This window comes from Clostridium sp. FS41 (assembly GCF_000954015.1).
GTDB classification, from domain to species: domain Bacteria; phylum Bacillota; class Clostridia; order Lachnospirales; family Lachnospiraceae; genus Enterocloster; species Enterocloster citroniae.
Genome location: NZ_JYHN01000074.1, coordinates 1 through 16279 on the forward strand (window position 1 = coordinate 1; position 16279 = coordinate 16279).

A 16279-nucleotide genomic window follows, 5' to 3' on the forward strand; every position below is an offset into this window, starting at 1 on the left:
CAAAATATCGCAGGCAGGTAATATATAAAGATATCAAGGCAGATGTAGGTCAAATACTAGGGACCTTATGCCGAAGGAAAGGGATTGAGATAATCGAGGCACAATGCATGCCAGACCATATCCATATGCTGGTAAGCATTCCGCCCAAATATTCTGTATCAGAGGTGGTGGGATATCTCAAAGGAAAAAGTTCGCTCATGATATTCGAGAAGCATGCGAACCTAAAGTATAAGTACGGAAACCGTCATTTCTGGTGCCGTGGATATTACGTGGACACAGTAGGAAAGAATACGGCGGCAATAAAGGCATACATACAAAATCAGATAAAAGAGGATTTGGAATATGACCAGATGTCGTTAGTAGAGTACATAGACCCGTTTACGGGTGAGCCGGTGAAGAAAAACAAGAAGTAAGACTCTTAAGAGTCAGTAGGGAGTCAAAGCAAACCAGTAAGCCCCTTTTGGGGCTAAGCCGGAGTAAGGAAGCACTGAACATGCCCTTTTAAGGGCAGCTGAGAATGTGGTGCAGCAGGCAGACTTTTCAGTGCGCCTTCCGGGCGCAAGCAGGTAACAGCCCCTTATAGGGGCAGAATAAGCCACCGGCTAAGCCGGTGGTCTTGACTCTGACTTAAAGATCATTCTGTCTCTATTTTTCCATGTTTTTGCTCGAAATCAGCAACATGTTTTTTCATAAGAACTTCTAACTCACGATTTGCAGAACGTCCATTATAATCAGCTACAATCTTAAATTTCTTTAACAATTCGGAATCTGTCCGCAGAGTGAACTTGGATGTTTCATTTGGCATATGTTAAAACCTCCATATGGATAGTATGCCATCATTATACAGCCATTATGACGGCAAAAAATAAATTGACGGCATAGTGGCGGCACAATATAATGGAATAGAAACCAGAGCATAGAAAAGGAGAGAATCATGAATAGAATAAAGGAGATAGCAAACCGTGCAAACTTAGATACGTTTATTACATATATAATAGATGGGGTGGATGTATCCGTGGACAAAAACCTTGATGAATGCGAAAAGGCGATTGAGGAGAGCTATGATATTATAATAGCGAAAATTAAGGAATGGTATCCAGATATAAGCACAGATGACAATGGATTATTGGATGCTCTAACGGAATTTGCATTCTCTCATGATGAATGCTATTTTAAGCTGGGGATACTTGTGGGTGCACGGTTGCAGAGGGAGTTGGTCAAAGGATATGATAAGCTTGACTCTGCTTGTGTAAAATAATATAGATATTTATTCGATTGTAGAGGCAGAGGATAGAGGATGGACTACGAAAGTGTGTGAAGCTGCTATAACTATAGAAGGAACAGGATTAAGGGGATTACATATCCGGAGCGGATAGAGAAGAAGATGAGGATATAGAAATTATCAGTGATAAATATGAAGTGATCACAGAAACTTTGTGTATGAAAATGTTTGACTATGGAGCACTATTTTCGGGGCCGTTAGATAAGTAAAAGTACTTGGGTGTGTATCATTTAGATTTTGATTAGAAAGAACTGCTTATAGATAATAAAGGTGGTTTCTTTTTTGTGTAAGAAAGTAGGTTAATAGATAAAAGGATGGCAGACGAAGATTCTTCAAATAATCATTGTATGGTTACAGAGTGTATGCCTTTAATTCTGTTTTTGGGAGAGTCGGGGAGTGGGACAGAGATATCGTATAATCTAGTAACCGCCACATCAGAAGAAAAATGGACTGGACAAAGAAAAAGTAACTTTTTATTGTCTAAAATGGGTAAATGCTATATAATGTGCATATTCGATTCACCTTTGACGAAAGGGTATAACCAACAAACCAAGCTTTATGGAGGACTGAAAATGAAAATCGTTGAAATAAAGGACAGAAATCCGTTATTGATAGAACAGCTAATAGATGTTTGGGAAAGTGCTGTAAAGGCAACACATCTCTTTCTATCAGTGAACGAAATAGAAGACATTAAGAAGTATGTGCCACAAGCATTAAAAGAAATACCGCATTTAATTACAATAGAAAATGAAAATCAAGTTCCTATGGGTTTTATGGGAATAGTTGAACAGCACCTTGAAATGCTGTTTATCTCTCATCAAGAAAGAGGAAAAGGATTAGGCAAAGAGTTGCTTCAGTACGGAATAAAAAAATATTCGATTAACGATTTGGCGGTTAATGAACAAAATCCCCTTGCTAAAGGTTTCTATGAACATATGGGTTTTAAGGTATATAAAAGAACAGAAAATGACGAACAGGGAAACCCTTATCCACTTTTATATATGAGTAGGCAGTAATTTTCGGTCTGTCAGATAAGCGTTCCATGTCCTGCGCGCTGCATACCTCGTACGATGCATTATATGTGGAATTAGGCAGAGGCAGGTATCCCAAATGATATCTGCTTTTTTGCTGTAAGAATTTAGAATTACCTTTAGCAGAAGAGTTCAGCCATGGTTTTGGGAGATGATGGGGCAGAGGTGAATCATTGTTTCTTCATTGTTGTGGATAATGTAGTTGGGTGTTATACTATATGACAAGATAGCGGATCAATTACATCAAATGATATCCAGGTATGTTTTAGAAGGTGGCTGTCAAATGAATAAGACATATGTATACGCCATGCAGGAGATAAAGCGTCTTTGTAATGCTATATAAACAGTTGCCTACGCGAATGTAAAGGGATGGTTTTCCATCCCTTAATCCTTCTCAAATTGTATTATATCCGTGATATTACAATCAAACATATTGCATAGATCATTGAGCGTCCGTAAAGTAATACTTCTATTATGTTTCAGGTTGTCCAAGGTTCCCCTGCTCATATGATATTTAGTTATAAGGTCATATTGGCTTATCTGCTTTTCTCTTAGTGTTTTCCAGAATGGTTCAAAAGTAATCATGTCATCCACCTCATCTATAAGAAAGTTTACTGTGGCTTACTAATATTGAACATTGCCAAAAGTATGGGAATACATGTATAATAATTGTCAGGGGTGAATGATAAATGAAAAGAAAAAGGGGCAGTTACTATACACTACGTTATTTTATTTGTATTATATTGGAGAAACTAGCTGCATCAGTATTTAGACTGGAGTATTGGGTGAAAAATGGAAGATTCCCTAAGAGGGCAAGTAAAAGTCAAATAGAAGAGATACGAGGAATTTTAAAAGAGTTAGATAATATAAAGGATAATAAATAATTGAAAGAAAGGCCAGATATGATCTTGAATCAGTCGGGCCTTTTTGCACTTTATCCATTCACACTTCATTTCCAAGCTATCTAGTATGATATCTGCTTTTTTGCTGGAAAAATAGAGTTCGGTAAGGTGTTCGGTAGTGTGATCCATAGAAAGTTAAATCCTAGTAAAACGGTAGGAATAGAGCGCTTTTTATAATTAATGAAGATATTTGTTATGGGGTTCGGGATATCATCGGTAGCATGTTAAAAAGCCTTATTTTACAAGGAATTTTGCTGTTAGTGATGTGAATGAAAGTGACAATGTGTCATCTTGTGAGACGTGTTCGGCAAACTCCCTATTTTACAAGGGGTTTCAGCTATGTTGGAGCAGATATGATGAATTAGGAATGATTACTAATATATGGGAAAATGCTTAGAAAATAAGGGATTATAGGAGATGAGTGAAAGGACGTGAGGAAAAATCTCAGTTCGGAAATGGTTTGAATATCAAAGTGTTTGATACTGTAATAATTTGAATTACAGATATATCCTTATTTATACCACAGGCCCCATCTCCATTGTAATCCCTAATATATAGTGCTAAAATAAATCTATACAATACCAAGGGGTGATATTATGTCTGAATCAAAGCAATGTCCTATATGTAAAGAATTTTCTGAAATATCAGAAATGTATTGCGATTGCGGTTATGAATTTGGAGGGAACCGTTGTACTGATCCAGAGTGTAGATGTGTATGTGATGATTTCACCTGCTTTTGTCCGAATTGTGGTAGTTCAACACAAAATTATTATGATGGTTTTTTACAAGGAATACCAACTAATGTTAAGTAAACGACTCCAATATACGAAAGGATAGTATATATGTCAGAAAAGGATGTATCAGAAAAAGAAAAGGTAGACAAGATTGAGATCACGGCTCCATTGTTGCATCTCGTTCCAGTTCCGGCCTTCACAATGGAAGAAGCAACAAATAATTTTGAAATGAAAGTAAAAGAAATACCAAAGGATAAGGAAAAGGATGACAGTAAAGTAGAATACACATCTCGGAGAGGGTGGACCAACATGGGATATACGGTTAATGCATATGAAGGTAAGATAATATCCCATGATGATTCGGATGAGCAGCCACAGAAAATAATGGACAAAACCGAAAAGGCGATTGACAAGATAGAAAGCCAGATACCGATATGTAATAAAAAAATATGAAACTCGGTATTAAGCTGGAATTGAGCTTCAGGTAATCCAAATAAGGACAGTATTGTGGTAGTAAACCTCAAATAGGAAGATACGAGGATTAATAATAAATGAAAAGATTTATTGCATTTTCTATCGATCTAATTATTGTTGAATTATCGATCTATTTTTATATTATATTTCTATTTTCTATGGAAGTAGCTGAACGTCCTATAGCTAAATTTTCGTATTTTTTTGGGTTCATAGTGTATAACTTTGTGATCGACCATTTCTTTGATGGACGTTCAATTGGCAAAAGATTAGTTCGTATTAAGGTGGTTTTTTTAGACAAGAATAGAAGGGTATTATATACATATACACATGGTATCATTCGTTATTTGTCGGGTATGTTTAGCCCATTTTTAGGAGTATATTATTTAATGAAAGGGAAGTTGCCACAGGATAACCTATATAGGACAGTTACTGAAAACACATGATCTTACCCGCTTCGATACAGCCATGCTCACATAAAAGCTCTCCACTCTTGGTTTTGCCAGTGCCGAAAATGTAGCAACTAACGCGACCTTCTCATTTGCTGGAGCACTCAATACATTAAAAACCGCCTTTGCTACAAATCCCATTGGGATATCCATCATGGCGATTACAACTGCTGTATCTGGAGCTACAATGGCCTTCTCTTACTATAAACAGAAACAGGAAGAAGCCCTTCGTGTGGCTCAAGATGCAGCAAATGTATATTCTGATACATCTGAGTCAATTAAGGATTATACAACGCGGTATGAAGAATTACACCATGCTCTTTTAGAAGCAAGGGGTAACGAAGAGGATACCTACAATGTCAAGAAACAACTTCTTGATTTACAGATTGAACTTAACAATGAATACGGTGACGAATATGGCAAAGTCAATTTAGTTACAGATGCTTATCGTGATCAGACTGAAGCAATCAAGTCTTTAAATAAAGAAGCGGCTAACAAGATACTGAATGATATTGGTGAGGCTGAGATTAGGGACATTACCAATAAAATGAACACACCTCAAACCTATACTTTGTCAGACCAATACGTTATTTCTGATAGTGATCGTGGAAAAGCCTTGCAGGAACTGGCACAGAAGTACTCTGACCAGGGAATCAAAATATCCGATACTACGATAGATGGACTTCAGGATACTTTCATGATATCAATAGAAGCCAATCCCAAGGATGCTTATAAAACGATAGGCTCATTTATGTCGGATGTACGTAACAAGGCGAACGAGCTTGGTGATGAACATATTTTTGACGGAGTATTAGAGATATCAAAAGTATCCTACGATAATACATCCAAGGATATAGAAAACTTGGGGAAAACCTACAACGAAATATTGAAGGCACAAATTTCCCGGGATGATAGACTATCAGCTCAATACAATAATGCAATACAGGCTGTAAAAGATTACAATGAGGCAGTTTTAAAGAGTGAAGATCCCTATCGAGATAAACAAGTCGAGTCGGCATATCAGAATTTAAAAGAGATTAAAGCAGGAATACAGGACAATGAGGAAGAGTGGGGAAAATATTCCGCTATTACTGATGATGTTTTTGAACAGGCTGATACAAGAATGCTGGACTTCACAAGCAAATTGTCTTCAATGAATAACAACGATATGTTCAGAGGCTTACAGGGCAAAATAGATATAGAAGCAAAGGCATTATTAAATGCTGGTGCAGATGACGAATATAAAGATCTAATTGCATTGGCTGATGAGTATTCTTTATCTATTGATGATATTATTTCCAGTCTGCAAAATATGGGTATTGTAATGGATGGCATAGCTGGCAAGTCCGCCTCTGTATATACGAAGCCTTTCTCAAAAAGTGAAATGATTACTGCCATCAATCAAATGTCCGAAGGTTTTGAATCTCTTGATAAGATCATGTCATCTATGAAAGGGAAGAATCCATTTGATTATGCACTTCTGGATGATAAGAATTTTAAGGAGACATTTAGCGGACTTGGAAAATCCTATACAGATTTTGTAGAACAGATCTCAAACTCTCCGAAGGATGTAAAGGCCTGTCAAAATGCATTTGATAGTCTTGTCTCTGAGTGGATCAAGTCAACAGGTATACTTGACCAAGTTTCCAATCATACTGAGGGCCTGACAGCTTCTATGCTCAAGATGATGGGCGTTACCAATGCAGAGGAGATCGTTACAAAAGCTCTCGCCAATAATCATAATAAACTTGCTGCTGAAAAGTACTACAATGAACAAGCGAGTGCCGCCCTTGAGGGTGCAACCGCTAGTGAAGTAGGCCGTATAGTTGATGAAGGCATAGAAGCGGGTATAACCGAAGGCGCACTTATCAAATTAGTAGCAGAAAAGATAGTTGCTAACAGCACTACGCTTACAACGAATGGGGACATAGAAAATCTAAAGGCATTAGCTGTCCAAACAGGATTAACAGCAGATGCCATTTCTCAATTCAAAACAGGTGCGGATGGTGTCGCAGGGTCTTCTGGTGCAGGTAAAGGCCGCCTGTATTCTAATAATCCAGAAAAAGCAAAACAGGATTTACTTAACTCAATTAATGGTGCTGTGGATGCAAATTTTGGTACAGGAAATACCCCCAACACTTCTTATGGTGGCGGAACCAAAACTAATAAATCTGGCTCCAAAGATAAATCTTCCAAGGAAAACTCTGATATTGACTGGATCGATCAGCGCACAAAGCTCCTTAAAAATAAACAGACAGAACTAGAACGTCAGTTATCCGACACCTACACCGCTTATACCGGACTATCCAAAGCAGAGATGGAGCATGTAAACGATCTGATGAACACGAGCAGTATCCCATCTGAGGACACATTGAATCAATTGATTGCGTTAGCTTCCAAAGCTGACATGTCCGTTACTGAACTGACCGAGAAGATCAAGAATGGAACTGGGCTGGAAAATAAGCAGAGTCTTCTTGAACGTCTCATGCAACTGGATAATGAGATCATTAAAAACGCCGAAGGTTCCATTGATGATTATAAACGTTCATACGAGGATTTGGTGGCTCTTGTCCCCGAATATAGAGACAAGATTGAAAATGGCGGTGTGGACATTGAATTGGTTTCCGGCAATCTAAAGACACAGCTGACAAATGCAATGGATGCTTATAACAAACTGTATGATGCACAGCAGAGTGTCAATGAAGCAAAAGAGAAGCGCAGGGAGCATAAGGATGCATATCTTTCAGCAGAGCTTGACAGCTTGGATGCTGAGAATTCCCGATTGGAAAAAATGAATAGCCTGGTAGATGAACAGATCAACTACATAAAAGCTTCCGGAAGTGTTGTTGACACAGATGCCTACCAGCAGCAGATAGACAATTTTGAACGTCTGGTACAAAACTATAACCGTCTGATCAAACTTGCCAAGAATAAACGTGATAAGCTTGATCCAATTGAGGACAGCGCAAAGTATGCAGAACTGACCGAACATGTGGATGATTATGAGTCCGCGCGGTTACAGGCACTTGAAGCAATTGCAAAGAAGGAATTTGAAGTAGCCCAGATACCGATTGATAATCTCAGTAAAATTATTGGTATGTACAATGATATCACCTCTACGATTGAAAACTGGGGCGCAGAATTGGAATCATCTGGGAAGAAGCTGGATGCTGGCTATTATCAGAGCCTAATTACGAATGGCACTACGATTATAGACCAGTATAAAGAACAGGCGGATTTGATCCAGGATCTAATGTCTGAATATGATACTGGAAGCGATAACTGGAATGAGCTTTACAGTCAGTTACAAAATGTGAATGGTGAAATGTCATCCATGGTACAGAACCTTCATAAGTGGAACGAAGAACTGCTGAAAATGCCCATGGAGAGTATTTCCACCTTTAGTTCTGAGTTGCAGAAGGTTGTTTCAGGTCTGAATGGTGTAAAAGGTGATCTGGATACTGTGCTTTCTGCTGTTACAGGCGCGATAAAAGCGCAGATGGATGTGCTGGAAGCGGAAAACTCACTCACAAATGATTCCTACAATGAGAGGATCAAACTTCTTCAAGAACAGCTTGATTTATTGGAGAAAACTAATACCGAGAAGAATCTACAGTACAATCTTGAAAAAGCCCAGTTTGAGTTAGAACGTGCCAGAAATCAGAAGACCACAAAAGTAGTGAGAGAAGGCGAAGTAACCTGGGAGAAAGATTCGGAGGCTGAAAGGGACGCTCAAAAGGCTGTCCAGGATGCCGAGTATGATATCACAAAGAATAATCTCCAAACTGAAATGGACGGATTGAATGATACCCTTGACGATATCAATGAAAAATACAATGACCAGGTAGATGCATTACAAAAGCAGTCCGATAAATGGTCAGAAATTGCAGAGAAAATCAAGCAGGCGCAGGATGAACTAAAAGCCAATGAACTTCTTGGTGATGGATGGAAAGATAAAGTAACCTCTGGTAATGATACTGATATCTATAACATGTTCAAGAATCTCTATCAGACAAATGCTGACCAGATCCAGAAATATGAGGAGCAGATTGAATCTACAGACAACATCTACTCTCTCCTTCAGGATTATATCACATCCTACAAAGAAGGAACCATCACCTATGAACAGGCACAGGCGGGTATCAAGGATTTATTATCCCAGATGAACGGTAAAATGTCTGCAACTGACAATCTACAGAATATTTATGATTATCTTGGTACAGTCAATGGTACTGCTGCTAATGCGGAAGCTGTGCTTAAAGGAATTCAGAGTGCGTTGGAGAAATCTTCGGATGAACTAATTAAATCCCTGGAACAGTATAATGAAAATGCAGGGCTGATATCGGAATATACCACCAGTTGGCAACAGCTTACAAACAATGTGGCTGATATGAAGGATATACTGGAGGATGTCAAGGATGCATTGGAAGATGCAGCTGATCGTGATGATGACGACAGAGGAAGTTCTAGTGGCTCAGGCAGTGGTGGACATTGGGATTCCAGCGATTCAAGTCATGGACCAGGAGTATACGCTGATGGCGTATTAAGGGGGCTTATAGGCGGAGATACCTTCGACAAGAACCAAAAGATAATTAAATATTACGCCACCCATAAATTAAAACAGGGTCAAGTTCCTATCATTGCTGATGATGGGGAAATGGTTGTTAATGAAGCGCAGCAAGGTACGTTACTTGAAAATATAAAAGCATCAGGATTAGAGAGCTGGACTAAAACGCCTAAGTGGCTTATGCCGGATTATTCCAATATGAATTATGGTGATAATTATTCAACTACACCAAAGAATACAAATGTAGAAATCAATATCGGAGATGTTACGATTGAAGAATGCAATGATGCTAAACAATTCCTTGAGGGAATACAAAAGGGAAAGTTAAGGAGTGCGATAATCCAAGAATTAGGTAAACGATAACTTTATTGAGCGCTCAGAAATGGGCGCTTATTATAATGATGCAGTAGACACTAATTACTGAAATGAAAGGAAAATGGGGACATGAAATACAATAAAACATTCCGTGCACAAATTACGGGAATATTAGACAATGGAAAATATGAAACACTGTATAAAGGCAAAAAGTATACAGTTACATGCAACCGTGCGTTAACCGTAGGAACATGGGTATGGGTGTGTGCACCGCAGAATAATTGGAGTGATTTATTTGTAGCTGGGATTTAGATGTGTGATTTTTATGGGTGTCATATAGACTATAATATCTAACAAGAAAAAACGAAGTAAGGGCGTCTCTGCAAGAAGGGGCGCTCTTTTGATGTTATGAAAAGGATAAATTAAATATAAGTATAATAATAAAGGGGTGCTAGAGTATTACACAAGTAGATAACAAAGATTTATTGCAGTATGCTATATCGCAGGGTATAATTAACTTGGATGATGTGCGAAATAGTATGCAAGAAAGAGAACGTCAAAGAATTTTACGAAAACATCCGTATGAGATATGGGAATCATCCGATGGAAGATGGAGAACATATCTGCCTGATGAAAGTAAACCAAATAAGAGGAGGCTGATAGCTAAAAAACAGAGAGAAAAACTAGAAGATGAGATTATAAAGTTTTGCACAATGGAGGAAGATGAAAACTATATATCGCTGACCAATCCAACATTGACTGACTTATATCCCGAATGGATTAAATATAGGAACACGCTTACAAAATCGTCATCTACTATCAAACGATATAAATCGGTGTGTAATACATGGTATAAAGATAAAGAAATAGCCAGCAAACATTTAAGTGATTTGGACTTCTTGTACCTGAACCAATGGGCGAATTCAATTGTAAAAGATAATAGTTTGGATAAAAAACAATATTATCTGATTGAAAGTGTTGTAGGACAGTTATTACAGTATGCTATTGACAAGAAGTATATTGGAGAAAATCCGTTTGATAAGGTAAAAGTTAGTAAAAAGATGTTCCAGCATAAGAAAAAGCCTGATAATGGAAAGCAAGTATTTCTTGTAAATGAGCAAAAACTGATTGCTGAGGCGGCGAGATATAAATTTGACCATCGCACATGGTGCATCACGCCATTGATTGTTCTGTTGAATTTCCAACTCGGACTTAGAATTGGAGAATTAGTTGCGCTTAAATGGGAAGATATTAATGGCAATTATATAACTATCAATAGAATGGAAACTACTACATATAGGGTTGATGATAGCGGGGAGGTGCTGCCAGATGGATACAAAGTTGTTTCCTATGTTAAATCTGAGGCCGGCTATCGAGATGTTTATTTGAACAATATTGCGAAATCATTATTGTCTGAAATCCGAAAAGCAAATTTGAAGTGTGGGTATTATGATGATGGATACATTTTTATTGCAAGTAGGACAAAGAAAAGAGGAACGAGCCGTACTTTGACCAAATACCTTGAAGATTTATGCAACTATGCAGGTGTAGATAATAAAAGCAACCATAAAATTAGGAAAACATATATTTCCTCTTTGTTTGATAGTGGTGTAAACATTAATACGATCCGTGAACAGGCCGGTCATGAAGATGAAAAGACTTCGCTAAATAATTATTGTTTTGACCAAAAAGACGTATCTGAGAGAGAAAAGGAATTGGAAAAAGCAGCGAATAAGAGGATGGCCATATAAAAAGTGTAATCAAGTGTAATCAATATTTTTCAAAAGCAAAAACCCCGAAACACTTGATTTATCAAGCTTTCAGGGTCATTCACAAGTAGCGGAAGGGAGACTTGAACTCTCGACACCACGGGTATGAACCGTGTGCTCTAGCCAACTGAGCTATTCCGCCATATTAGATTTTGGTAGGTAGTGGGGCCTACAGGGCTCGAACCTGTGACCCTCTGCTTGTAAGGCAGATGCTCTCCCAGCTGAGCTAAGACCCCACATTCCAAGGCTTTCGCAGCAGCTTAATCGCGACTGCCTGTACAGTATATGATAAATTGTGGTAATTGTCAAGACTTTTTCTGCAATTTTTTTTATAGAAATTTTCTTAGTGTTTTATAGGGGATTATGGTATAATATCGGAAGGCAATATGTAATTGTAAAGAACTAGGAAAGGACCCCTGATACCGCTTATGTATAACTTTATTGTAAACCCTAATGCGGGAAGCGGCAGAGGCATGAATCTCTGGAAAGTCATGGCCCGCTATATGGATAATCATAATATAGAATATGAAGCTTTCCTGACAGAGGGGACCGGCGATGCCAGATCCATTGCCAGGAAGCTGACTGATGGTGTGCGGGAACCGCGGTATATCATCGTGGTGGGCGGCGATGGGACCATGAATGAGGTCCTGGACGGCGTTTCTTTCCATGCCCCTTTAAGCCTGGGGTATATACCGGCTGGTTCCGGCAATGATCTGGCCAGAAGCCTGCATATGCCCAGAAGTGTGATCAAGTGTCTGAAAAAGCAGCTTACACCCAGACATTTTACCATGATCGATTATGGAGTCCTCTCTTACGGGGAACAGGAACTATCCCACAGACGTTTTCTGGTGAGCGCAGGCATCGGATATGATGCGGCTGTGTGCCAGGAGGCGCTGACATCCAGATGCCGGCAGCGTTTAAGCCGCATGGGATTGGGCAGACTTTCTTATATCATTTTAGGCATCCGCCAGTTTTTCAGATGCAAGTCCTCCAAGGGCTACATTGTGCTGGACGGTGTCAAGAAGGTAGAGTTTAACAACATACTTTTTATCTCATGCCATATCCAGCCCTCAGAGGGCGGCGGTTTTTTGTTTGCCCCCAAGGCGGATGGATGTGATGGAAAGATGAATATATGCGTGGTCAGCCACGCAACCAGGACAAAGCTGATCCCGGTGCTTTTGTCAGCCTTTGCAGGCCGCAGAGGCAGGCAGAAGGGGGTCAGGAATTTTGAGTGCAGGGAGATCGCTATCCACACGGAGGCAGCCCTTCCCGTCCATGCGGATGGGGAATTCTGCGGGCTTCAGACAGATATCCAGGCAGGATGTATTGCCCGGAAGGTGCGGATGATGATATAATACTGCCAAACCGAGACGGTTATAGTGACAGTTATAGAGACAGTTATAAGGAGATATTATGAGAATCGGACAAGGATATGATGTGCATAAGCTGGCAGAGGGCCGCAGGCTGATTCTGGGCGGTGTGGATGTGCCCTATGAAAAGGGACTTTTGGGACACTCAGATGCGGACGTGCTGGTACACGCAGTGATGGATGCCCTGCTGGGGGCTGCTGCCCTGGGTGATATCGGACAGCATTTTCCGGACACGGACCCGGCATACAAAGGGATTTCCAGCATAGAACTGTTAAAAAAGGTGGGGGAACTCCTGGAGGAAAAGGGATATGTCATAGAAAACATTGACGCCACCATTATTGCCCAGAGGCCGAAACTCGCGCCCTACAGGCCCCGGATGGCATCGAATATAGCCGATGCACTCCATCTGGATGTGTCCAGGGTCAGCGTCAAAGCTACCACGGAGGAAGGACTTGGTTTCACAGGAACCGGGGAGGGGATTTCTTCTCAGGCAATTACCTTATTGACGGAAGTGGCTGATTACTGCTATGATAATAAAATGATGGCAGAGGGCTGCAAAAGCTGTCCTGGCTGTGGCCGGGGATGAGATCAAAAGATTTATAATGATAAGCAGCTTATTAGGATATGAAGGTAAAACATAACCCTTGTCCGTTTAGGGTATGCAAAGCAGAGAAAGAAATAATCCATGAGGAGAATGAGAATATGAAAATATTTAACACATTAAGCAGAAGAAAAGAAGAGTTTGTACCCCTGACGCCAGGTGAGGTCAAGATGTATGTCTGCGGCCCCACTGTCTATAATCTGATCCATATCGGGAATGCAAGGCCCATGATCGTGTTTGACACAGTGCGCAGATACTTTGAGTACAAGGGATATAATGTGCGCTATGTCTCCAACTTTACGGATGTGGACGACAAGATCATCAAGAAGGCGATTGAGGAAGGCGTGGATGCGGATACGGTTTCCCAGCGCTATATTGAAGAATGCAAAAAGGACATGGCGGGTATGAATGTTAAGCCGGCCACCGTTCATCCCCAGGCAACCCAGGAAATCTGCGGTATGCTGGAGATGATCCAGACCCTGATCGACAAGGGCCATGCTTATACGGCTACGGACGGAACCGTTTATTTCAGGACAGGTTCCTTTGAGGAGTACGGCAAGCTGTCCCATAAGAACCTGGATGAGCTTCAGTCCGGTTTCCGCGAGATCAAGGTGACCGGTGAGGAAGGCAAGGAAGATCCCAGCGACTTCGTGCTGTGGAAGCCGAAAAAGGAAGGGGAGCCATACTGGGAGTCCCCATGGTGCAAGGGCCGGCCGGGCTGGCATATTGAGTGCTCTGTGATGTCCAAACGGTATCTGGGTGACCAGATCGATATCCACGCGGGCGGCGAGGATCTGATCTTCCCTCACCATGAGAATGAGATCGCACAGAGTGAATGCGCCAATGAAAAACCGTTTGCAACCTACTGGATGCACAACGCATTCCTTAACATCGATAACAGGAAGATGTCCAAGTCCCTTGGAAACTTCTTTACAGTGCGTGAGATCAGTGAAAAGTATGATCTGCAGGTACTGCGCTTCTTTATGCTCAGCGCCCATTACCGCAGCCCGCTGAACTTCAGCGCGGATCTGATGGAGGCGTCCAAGAACGGCCTGGAGCGTATCTTAAACTGTGTGGATAAGTTAAAGGACCTGGATGCAAAGGCTGAGGGTGCGGACGTTACCGATGCAGAGAAGAGTAATATGGAAGAAGCAGGCAGGCTGCTTGGCAAGTTTGAGGAAGCCATGGATGACGATTTTAATACAGCTGATGCCATTTCCGCAGTGTTTGAGCTGGTGAAGCTGGCCAACTCCACGGCGGATGCTTCCAGCACCAAAGCATATGTGTCCTATCTGAAAAAGACCATTGAGGATCTGTGCGATGTCCTGGGCATTATCACAGAGAAAAAGGAAGAAGTGCTGGACAGCGATATCGAGGATATGATCGCGGCCAGACAGCAGGCAAGAAAGGATAAGAACTTTGCGCTGGCAGATGAGATCCGCGGAAAGCTTCTGGATATGGGTATTGTCCTGGAGGACACCAGAGAGGGTGTAAAGTGGAAGAGAGTGTAACCACAACAGATTTTCTCACATATTATAAACAGTGTATGAAGCTTGAACCAGTGGACGCGAATTCCTACTCGCCACTGGTTCTGGCCTATATTGGGGATGCGGTGTATGAACTGATCATCCGCGCCAGGGTCATCAACCAGGGCAGCATGCAGGTGAACAAGATGCACAAGCGCAGTGCCCAGCTGGTAAAGGCACCCACCCAGGCCGCCCTCATAAGGGCGGTGGAAGAACTGCTGACAGAGGAAGAACATGGGGTGTACAAGCGTGGACGCAATGCAAAGTCCGCCACAACGGCAAAGAATGCTTCGGTCATCGATTACCGGACCGCTACCGGAATGGAGGCCCTGGTGGGCTGGCTGTTCATTAAGGAAGAGTTTGAACGTCTGGTATACATTGTAAGCCAGGGCCTGATCCGGCTGGGGGAACTGCCTGTGGAAAGCGGGGCTGATCCGGCTGGAAGGACTGACTGTGAGGACAGGGACGGAAAATCCACAGGAGAAACCGAAGAAACAGGAGACATGAGATGAGATATGAAGAACTGACCATAGAAGGGCGCAATGCAGTGCTGGAAGCCTTTCGCTCCGGCAAGACCATTGACAAGCTGTTTGTACTGGACGGCTGTCAGGACGGGCCGGTGCGCACCATTGTCCGGGAAGCAAAGAAACATGACACGATCGTCAATTATGTGACCAAGGAACGTCTGGACCAGATGTCTGAGACAGGAAAGCACCAGGGCGTTATTGCATCTGCCGCCGCTTATGAATACGCAGAGGTGGAGGATATGCTGAAGGCCGCTGAGGAAAAGGGGGAACCGCCCTTTTTGATCCTTTTGGACGGGATCGAGGATCCCCATAATCTGGGAGCTATCATCAGGACAGCCAATCTGGCCGGTGCCCATGGAGTCATTATCCCAAAGCGCAGGGCCGTGGGACTGACAGCCACGGTTGCCAGGACTTCCGCAGGGGCCCTTAACTATACCCCGGTTGCAAAAGTTACCAACCTTACGGCCACCATGGAAGATCTGAAGAAAAAGGGCATGTGGTTTGTGTGTGCCGACATGGGCGGTGAAGTGATGTATAAAGTGAACCTGAAAGGACCCATTGGACTTGTGATTGGCAATGAAGGGGAGGGTGTGGGCAAGCTGGTGAGTGAACACTGCGATATGACAGCATCCATACCCATGAAGGGTGATATTGATTCACTGAACGCCTCTGTGGCAGCAGGCGTGCTGGCCTACGAGATCGTAAGGCAGCGCACCATGGCTTAACACCGGGGCG

General features: G+C 41.6%; 15 protein-coding genes and 2 tRNA genes. 13 read left to right on the plus strand and 4 right to left on the minus strand.

The genetic code is table 11. The features are described from left to right. Nucleotides 1–413: IS200/IS605 family transposase (tnpA, locus tag CLFS41_RS24915; protein ID WP_045093832.1), on the plus strand; the 413-nt coding region annotated here is incomplete at its 5' end. A 221-nt stretch (nucleotides 414–634) separates the two neighbouring features. On the opposite strand, the gene CLFS41_RS29915 is transcribed toward tnpA, so the two are convergent. Next, nucleotides 635–805, minus strand: coding sequence for an Arc family DNA-binding protein (locus CLFS41_RS29915; RefSeq protein ID WP_152649076.1), 171 nt, complete (start codon nucleotides 803–805; stop codon nucleotides 635–637). 129 nt (nucleotides 806–934) lie between these two features. Between CLFS41_RS29915 and CLFS41_RS24920 the strand changes: the two genes are divergently transcribed. Continuing rightward, nucleotides 935–1258: a hypothetical protein gene (locus CLFS41_RS24920; RefSeq protein ID WP_045093833.1), complete on the plus strand. Its 324-nt coding sequence runs from the start codon at nucleotides 935–937 to the stop codon at nucleotides 1256–1258. 596 nt (nucleotides 1259–1854) lie between these two features. Continuing rightward, entirely contained in the window at nucleotides 1855–2298 is a 444-nt protein-coding gene (locus tag CLFS41_RS24925) for a GNAT family N-acetyltransferase (RefSeq protein ID WP_045093834.1), read from the plus strand. A gap of 399 nt (nucleotides 2299–2697) precedes the next feature. On the opposite strand, the gene CLFS41_RS31050 is transcribed toward CLFS41_RS24925, so the two are convergent. Further along, nucleotides 2698–2898 (minus strand): helix-turn-helix transcriptional regulator, encoded by a 201-nt coding sequence (locus tag CLFS41_RS31050; protein WP_045093835.1) that lies wholly within the window; start codon nucleotides 2896–2898, stop codon nucleotides 2698–2700. Between the two features lie 104 nt (nucleotides 2899–3002). Between CLFS41_RS31050 and CLFS41_RS24935 the strand changes: the two genes are divergently transcribed. From CLFS41_RS24935 to CLFS41_RS24955, 5 genes are all read left to right on the plus strand, one after another. After that, the gene (locus tag CLFS41_RS24935; protein ID WP_045093836.1) at nucleotides 3003–3197 is read left to right on the plus strand and encodes a hypothetical protein; all 195 of its coding nucleotides are present in this window, start codon (nucleotides 3003–3005) and stop codon (nucleotides 3195–3197) included. 860 nt (nucleotides 3198–4057) lie between these two features. Then, complete coding sequence (locus tag CLFS41_RS24940) at nucleotides 4058–4402, plus strand: DUF2589 domain-containing protein (protein ID WP_045093837.1); 345 nt, start codon at nucleotides 4058–4060, stop codon at nucleotides 4400–4402. A gap of 621 nt (nucleotides 4403–5023) precedes the next feature. After that, nucleotides 5024–9799: a hypothetical protein gene (locus tag CLFS41_RS24950; RefSeq protein WP_152649077.1), complete on the plus strand. Its 4776-nt coding sequence runs from the start codon at nucleotides 5024–5026 to the stop codon at nucleotides 9797–9799. Between the two features lie 81 nt (nucleotides 9800–9880). After that, nucleotides 9881–10063 carry a hypothetical protein gene (locus CLFS41_RS29920; protein WP_152649078.1) on the plus strand — a complete coding sequence of 61 codons (183 nt, stop codon included), beginning with the start codon at nucleotides 9881–9883 and terminating at the stop codon, nucleotides 10061–10063. A gap of 215 nt (nucleotides 10064–10278) precedes the next feature. Further along, entirely contained in the window at nucleotides 10279–11502 is a 1224-nt protein-coding gene (locus CLFS41_RS24955; RefSeq protein ID WP_242856914.1) for a site-specific integrase, read from the plus strand. A gap of 86 nt (nucleotides 11503–11588) precedes the next feature. On the opposite strand, the gene CLFS41_RS24960 is transcribed toward CLFS41_RS24955, so the two are convergent. Together CLFS41_RS24960 and CLFS41_RS24965 are read right to left on the minus strand one after the other, a co-directional pair. Further along, nucleotides 11589–11662: transfer RNA gene (locus tag CLFS41_RS24960), tRNA-Met, on the minus strand. Between the two features lie 21 nt (nucleotides 11663–11683). Continuing rightward, nucleotides 11684–11756 (minus strand) — tRNA-Val (locus CLFS41_RS24965). A 192-nt stretch (nucleotides 11757–11948) separates the two neighbouring features. On the opposite strand from CLFS41_RS24965, the gene CLFS41_RS24970 reads away from it, so the two are divergent. From CLFS41_RS24970 to rlmB, 5 genes are all read left to right on the plus strand, one after another. Continuing rightward, on the plus strand, nucleotides 11949–12875 hold the full coding sequence (locus CLFS41_RS24970) for a diacylglycerol kinase family protein (protein WP_007867044.1): 927 nt from the start codon (nucleotides 11949–11951) through the stop codon (nucleotides 12873–12875). A gap of 58 nt (nucleotides 12876–12933) precedes the next feature. Continuing rightward, nucleotides 12934–13476, plus strand: coding sequence for a 2-C-methyl-D-erythritol 2,4-cyclodiphosphate synthase (gene ispF, locus CLFS41_RS24975; RefSeq protein ID WP_045093841.1), 543 nt, complete (start codon nucleotides 12934–12936; stop codon nucleotides 13474–13476). Between the two features lie 116 nt (nucleotides 13477–13592). Beyond that, nucleotides 13593–15002: a cysteine--tRNA ligase gene (gene cysS, locus CLFS41_RS24980; RefSeq protein WP_045093842.1), complete on the plus strand. Its 1410-nt coding sequence runs from the start codon at nucleotides 13593–13595 to the stop codon at nucleotides 15000–15002. After that, a complete protein-coding gene (locus CLFS41_RS24985; RefSeq protein ID WP_007867040.1) occupies nucleotides 14987–15529 on the plus strand; it encodes a ribonuclease III domain-containing protein in 543 nt (180 codons plus the stop codon). The genes cysS and CLFS41_RS24985 overlap by 16 nt, the downstream gene beginning before the upstream one ends. Continuing rightward, entirely contained in the window at nucleotides 15526–16269 is a 744-nt protein-coding gene (gene rlmB, locus CLFS41_RS24990) for a 23S rRNA (guanosine(2251)-2'-O)-methyltransferase RlmB (protein ID WP_007867037.1), read from the plus strand. The genes CLFS41_RS24985 and rlmB overlap by 4 nt, the downstream gene beginning before the upstream one ends. Nucleotides 16270–16279: the final 10 nt, after the last annotated feature.

Coding starts and splice junctions, on each gene's coding strand:
- CLFS41_RS24970 (WP_007867044.1), top strand. CDS start 11,949: ATGTATAACTTTATTGTAAACCCTAATGCGGGAAGCGGCAGAGGCATG.
- CLFS41_RS29915 (WP_152649076.1), bottom strand. CDS start 805: ATGCCAAATGAAACATCCAAGTTCACTCTGCGGACAGATTCCGAATTG.
- CLFS41_RS31050 (WP_045093835.1), bottom strand. CDS start 2,898: ATGATTACTTTTGAACCATTCTGGAAAACACTAAGAGAAAAGCAGATA.
- CLFS41_RS29920 (WP_152649078.1), top strand. CDS start 9,881: ATGAAATACAATAAAACATTCCGTGCACAAATTACGGGAATATTAGAC.
- CLFS41_RS24920 (WP_045093833.1), top strand. CDS start 935: ATGAATAGAATAAAGGAGATAGCAAACCGTGCAAACTTAGATACGTTT.
- rlmB (WP_007867037.1), top strand. CDS start 15,526: ATGAGATATGAAGAACTGACCATAGAAGGGCGCAATGCAGTGCTGGAA.
- CLFS41_RS24935 (WP_045093836.1), top strand. CDS start 3,003: ATGAAAAGAAAAAGGGGCAGTTACTATACACTACGTTATTTTATTTGT.
- CLFS41_RS24925 (WP_045093834.1), top strand. CDS start 1,855: ATGAAAATCGTTGAAATAAAGGACAGAAATCCGTTATTGATAGAACAG.
- CLFS41_RS24950 (WP_152649077.1), top strand. CDS start 5,024: ATGGCGATTACAACTGCTGTATCTGGAGCTACAATGGCCTTCTCTTAC.
- CLFS41_RS24940 (WP_045093837.1), top strand. CDS start 4,058: ATGTCAGAAAAGGATGTATCAGAAAAAGAAAAGGTAGACAAGATTGAG.
- cysS (WP_045093842.1), top strand. CDS start 13,593: ATGAAAATATTTAACACATTAAGCAGAAGAAAAGAAGAGTTTGTACCC.
- ispF (WP_045093841.1), top strand. CDS start 12,934: ATGAGAATCGGACAAGGATATGATGTGCATAAGCTGGCAGAGGGCCGC.